The 4,554-nt window shown below is 74.1% G+C and carries 5 protein-coding genes; 4 read left to right on the forward strand and 1 reads right to left on the reverse strand.

Annotation, left to right across the window (positions count from 1 at the left end; genetic code table 11):
- Positions 1–132: 132 nt before the first annotated feature.
- The gene (locus tag V7793_RS33860) at positions 133–1,185 is read right to left on the reverse strand and encodes a rhomboid-like protein (RefSeq protein ID WP_336013529.1); all 1,053 of its coding nucleotides are present in this window, start codon (positions 1,183–1,185) and stop codon (positions 133–135) included.
- Positions 1,186–1,379: 194 nt separating this feature from the next.
- Between V7793_RS33860 and V7793_RS33865 the strand changes: the two genes are divergently transcribed.
- The 4 genes from V7793_RS33865 to V7793_RS33880 form a co-directional block, all read left to right on the forward strand.
- Positions 1,380–2,099: a spermidine synthase gene (locus V7793_RS33865; protein ID WP_336013530.1), complete on the forward strand. Its 720-nt coding sequence runs from the start codon at positions 1,380–1,382 to the stop codon at positions 2,097–2,099.
- A 92-nt stretch (positions 2,100–2,191) separates the two neighbouring features.
- On the forward strand, positions 2,192–2,929 hold the full coding sequence (locus V7793_RS33870; protein WP_030366311.1) for a response regulator transcription factor: 738 nt from the start codon (positions 2,192–2,194) through the stop codon (positions 2,927–2,929).
- Complete coding sequence (locus tag V7793_RS33875; protein ID WP_336013531.1) at positions 2,926–4,116, forward strand: HAMP domain-containing sensor histidine kinase; 1,191 nt, start codon at positions 2,926–2,928, stop codon at positions 4,114–4,116. The genes V7793_RS33870 and V7793_RS33875 overlap by 4 nt, the downstream gene beginning before the upstream one ends.
- Positions 4,117–4,356: 240 nt before the next feature.
- Positions 4,357–4,554 (forward strand): 2-oxoglutarate dehydrogenase E1 subunit family protein (locus tag V7793_RS33880; protein ID WP_336013532.1); only part of this gene is annotated, 198 nt, incomplete at its 3' end.

The following is a 4,554-nucleotide window of genomic DNA, read 5'->3' on the forward strand; positions in this document are numbered from 1 at the left end:
GGCCTGGAGTGGTCCGCGGCCGCGACGCTCGACCACCTCGCGCTCGGCCTCGTCGGCTACGCGGGCCTGCTCACGGCCCGGCCCGCCGACCGCTACATCGCCCTGTTCGCCTCGCTCGACCCCGGGGCCCCGCTACCGGCCCGCCTGGAGGGCATCCGCATCGCTGCGGCGCTGCTCGCCGCGACCGTCCGCGGCGCGCGGGAGGGGGATCGCGCCTGGCACCCGTGGGGGCACTCCGACGCGCCCGGCTTCGCCGCCATGGGCGTGACGGAGCTCGTACTCCATACGGACGACATCGCGCGCGGCCTCGGGCTCGCCCCCGCCTTCCCCGGCGGCCACAACCTGCCCGACTGGCTGTGCGCGCCCGCCGTCGAACGTCTCTTCCCGGACGCCCCGGCCGGCCGCGCCCCCGCCGAGACGCTGCTGTGGTGCACCGGCCGGGCCGCCCTGCCCGGCCTCCCGCGGCGCGCGCAGTGGGCCTGGGACGGCACCGTCCGCAGCTGACCCGGCCGCCGGCCCCTTGTCGCGCAGCAGGCCCCAGCAGGCCGTGCCGGTGAGCAGGGCTATGGGGTGGCCCCAGCTGGCGAGGGGATCGGCGAACTCGACGAGGTCCTGGGCGCACATGAGGAAGGAGAGGCCCAGGACCGTCCGCTTCCCGCGCCGCCCCAGCAGCCCGGCGAGCGCACCCGTGCAGGCCATCACGCCGAAGCTGATGCCGTAGTCGAGGCGGTGCAGCGAGGCCTCGGGCAGCCGCCCCGCGGCCACGGCGCCCGCCACGGGCAGCTCGGTGGCGAGGGTGGCCAGCACGTGCCCGAGGAGGAAGACACCGGCGGCGCGGGCCCCGCCGACCCGGCGCTCCAGCGCGGAGACGACGAGGACGAAGAGGACCCCGTGCAGGGAGTACAGGCCGCCGGCTATCCACAGGGCGCTCGCCAGCAGGACGACGAGCGGCTGTTCGGCCAGGTGCGCGGCGTCGGTGCTGGACTCGCGCAGGAGCACGTTGACCGTGGCCTCGTCGCCGTAGTGCGTGTAGAGCGCGGTGGCCAGCAGGATCAGGCCGTAGGAGAACGTGAACGGCGTGCCGAGGGGGGTGGGCAGCGCCCGCAGGATCCGGCCGGGCGAAGGGGCCCGGAGAGCTCGCCGCCGGCGCCGCAGGGGTTCGCCGCCGGGATCCACCACACTCACTCGGCCCAGCCCCTTCCTCGCGGGGAACCTCACGGCACCCGGCGGAGCGAAAAGCGGTCCCGCTCCGGCTCCCTCCGACATTAAGGTCCATCGAGGGCAGGCGAATCAACCACAGACCGTGACTCCTGTCACGGCCCTCAACCCCGCACCCGCCTGCCGCGTCCGCCGAGTACCGACCGACACGGAGGCCACCGATGACCACCCTCCAGCGCGACCCGTACGGCAGCGGAGGGGGGCCGGGGCCCGTCACCCTGGACCGCCGCGAGGGCCCGTACGGCGAGGTCGTCCTGCGCCGCCGGGGCGCCGGGGACGGCGCGGTCCACGAGATCATCGCGAACGGCTGCTTCCTGATGGACACCTCCGACGGGCGCTCGGAGCGGCTGCTGGTGGACGCCGCGCTGGCCGCCCTCCCCGCGGACCGCCCGGGGCCGTCCGTCCTCATCGGCGGGCTCGGCGTCGGCTTCTCCCTCGCCCGGGCCGCGGAGGAGCCCCGGTGGGGCCGGATCACGGTCGTCGAGCGGGAGCGGGCGGTGATCGACTGGCACCGGGCCGGGCCGCTGGGCGCCGTCTCGGAGCGGGCGCTGGCCGATCCGCGCACCGAGGTCGCCGAGGGCGACCTGCTGCACCACCTGCGCACCGCCCCCGTGCGCTACGACGCCCTGTGCCTGGACATCGACAACGGCCCCGGCTGGACCGTCACGGACGACAACGGCGGCCTCTACTCCCCCGCCGGCCTGGCGGGCTGCCGCGAGCGCCTGACGCCCGGCGGTGTGCTCGCCGTATGGTCGGCCCGGCCTTCGGCCGAATTCGAGGGAGCCCTCCGGAATGCCGGTTTCGAAGGGGTACGGACCGAAGAGATCGCGGTTGCCCGGGGCGTACCGGACGTAGTGCACCTCGGGCAACGTGCCGCGTAGCCGTCGCCCGCCACCTGCCCGTACCCTGCTTGCCACAGCTGAAGAGCCGGCAGAGAACGACGCGACGGAAAGACGCTAGGGGCGGGGCGCGCATGGAGCAGACACACATCGGCCCGAACGGCGCCGCAGCCTCCGCCGGGGCGCAGCGCCGGGTGCTGGTGGTCGAGGACGACCGGACCATCGTCGACGCCATCGCGGCGCGGCTGCGGGCCGAGGGCTTCCAGGTCCGCACCGCGGGCGACGGGCCGGCGGCCGTCGACACCGCGGAGGCGTGGCAGCCCGACCTGCTCGTGCTCGACGTGATGCTGCCGGGCTTCGACGGGCTGGAGGTGTGCCGGCGGGTGCAGGCGCAGCGCCCGGTGCCCGTCCTGATGCTCACCGCGCGTGACGACGAGACGGACATGCTGGTCGGCCTCGGCGTCGGCGCCGACGACTACATGACCAAGCCGTTCTCGATGCGCGAGCTGGCGGCCCGGGTGCACGTGCTGCTGCGGCGCGTGGAGCGGGCGGCCCTCGCCGCGCACACCCCGCGCAGCGGCATCCTGCGCCTGGGCGAGCTGGAGATCGACCACGCGCAGCGCCGGGTGCGGGTCAGAGGCGCCGACGTGCACCTGACGCCGACCGAGTTCGACCTGCTGGTCTGCCTGGCGAACACGCCGCGCGCCGTCCTCTCCCGAGAGCAGCTGCTCGCGGAGGTGTGGGACTGGGCCGACGCCTCGGGCACCCGCACGGTCGACAGCCACATCAAGGCGCTCCGCCGGAAGATCGGCGCGGAGCGGATCCGTACGGTGCACGGCGTCGGCTATGCACTGGAGACCCCGGCGGCATGACCGGCGGCACGGCCGGCCCCGGGGGCGGCACCGGCCAGGGCGTGGCACGGGGCACGGGCCAGGGCAGGCGGGCCCGCGAGGACGGGCGGAGCAGGGGCGCGGCGGTGCCGGCCGGCCTGGGGGGCCGCGTCTGGGAGGCGCTGCGCCCGCTGGACCCCTACCGGTCGGTGAAGGCGGCGCTGGGCGCCCTCGTCATCGGCTCGGTGGTGATAACGACCTTCCTGGTCTTCGTCGCGATCCACTCGGCGACCGAGCTCCGGGTGATCACCGTCTTCTCGATCATCGCCTCGCTGCTGATAACGCAGTTCGTGGCGCAGGGCCTGACCGCGCCGCTGGACGAGATGACCGAGGTCACCCGGGCGATGGCGCAGGGCGACTACACGCGCCGGGTGGGCGCCGGGCGGCGGGACGAGTTCGGGCACCTGGCGAACGCCTTCAACCGGATGGCGGCCGACCTGGAGGCGGTGGACACCCACCGCAAGGAGCTCGTCGCCAACGTCTCGCACGAGCTGCGGACCCCGATCGCGGGCCTGCGGGCGGTCCTGGAGAACGTGGTGGACGGGGTGTCGGCCGCGGATCCGGAGACGATGCGGACGGCGCTGCGCCAGACCGAGCGGCTCGGCCGCCTGGTGGAGCAGCTGCTGGACCTGTCCCGGCTCGACAACGGGGTCGTACCGCTGCACGCGCGGCGCTTCGAGGTGTGGCCGTACCTGGCGGGCGTCCTGAAGGAGGCGAGCATGGCCAACGGCTCCGGCTCCTCTCCGCACGCCCGCAAGGACGTGCACCTGCACCTGGACGTGTCCCCGCCGGAGCTGACGGCCCACGCGGACGCGGAGCGGCTGCACCAGGTGGTGGCGAACCTCGTGGACAACGCGGTCAAGCACAGCCCCCCGCACGGGCGGGTCACGGTGCGGGCGCGCCGGGGCGAGGGGCCGCAGTCGCTGGCCCTGGAGGTGCTGGACGAGGGCCCGGGCATCCCCGAGGCGGAGCGGCACCGGGTCTTCGAGCGGTTCAACCGGGGCGGCTCCGGGCAGCAGGGCCCGGGCACGGACGGCGGCACGGGGCTGGGGCTGGCCATCGCCCGCTGGGCGGTGGATCTGCACGGCGGGAGCATCGGCGTGGCCGAATCCCCTCATGGGTGCCGCATTCAGGTCACTCTTCCGGGCGTACCGCGCGATCACGTTTGACGTATGGTCGGTGGCGGAGGCACACATTCGAGGGAGTGTGGGGCGCGCTTGAGCGAACCCTGAGACCCTTGGGACCAGCAGAACCCCGTGTGTTTCCCGCCAAGTCATGCCCCGAAACCCCGGAGCGAATGTGACTTGCGCGACTGCTGGCCCGGGTGGCCTGCATCAACCGTGCAGACAGGCGTAGCCTTTATTCCCGCTGTCCATCACCTTGTGAAGCGGAAGAGGGCGGTTGCCGCCGTGTCGCCACAGTCCCCCAACACCTCGAGCATCTCGACCGACCAAGACGGGCAGGGCAAGAGCCCTGCAGACGTCTTCGGTCCCAATGAGTGGCTCGTCGACGAGATCTACCAGCAGTACCTCCAGGACCCGAACTCGGTCGACCGAGCCTGGTGGGACTTCTTCGCCGACTACAAGCCGGGCACCGCGGCGGCAGCG

Source organism: Streptomyces sp. KLMMK (assembly GCF_036961605.1).
Lineage (GTDB): Bacteria > Actinomycetota > Actinomycetes > Streptomycetales > Streptomycetaceae > Streptomyces > Streptomyces telluris.

Excerpts from the sequence above, each read along its gene's own strand:
- V7793_RS33875 (WP_336013531.1), top strand. The coding sequence starts at position 2,926 with ATGACCGGCGGCACGGCCGGCCCCGGGGGCGGCACCGGCCAGGGCGTG.
- V7793_RS33870 (WP_030366311.1), top strand. The coding sequence starts at position 2,192 with ATGGAGCAGACACACATCGGCCCGAACGGCGCCGCAGCCTCCGCCGGG.
- V7793_RS33865 (WP_336013530.1), top strand. The coding sequence starts at position 1,380 with ATGACCACCCTCCAGCGCGACCCGTACGGCAGCGGAGGGGGGCCGGGG.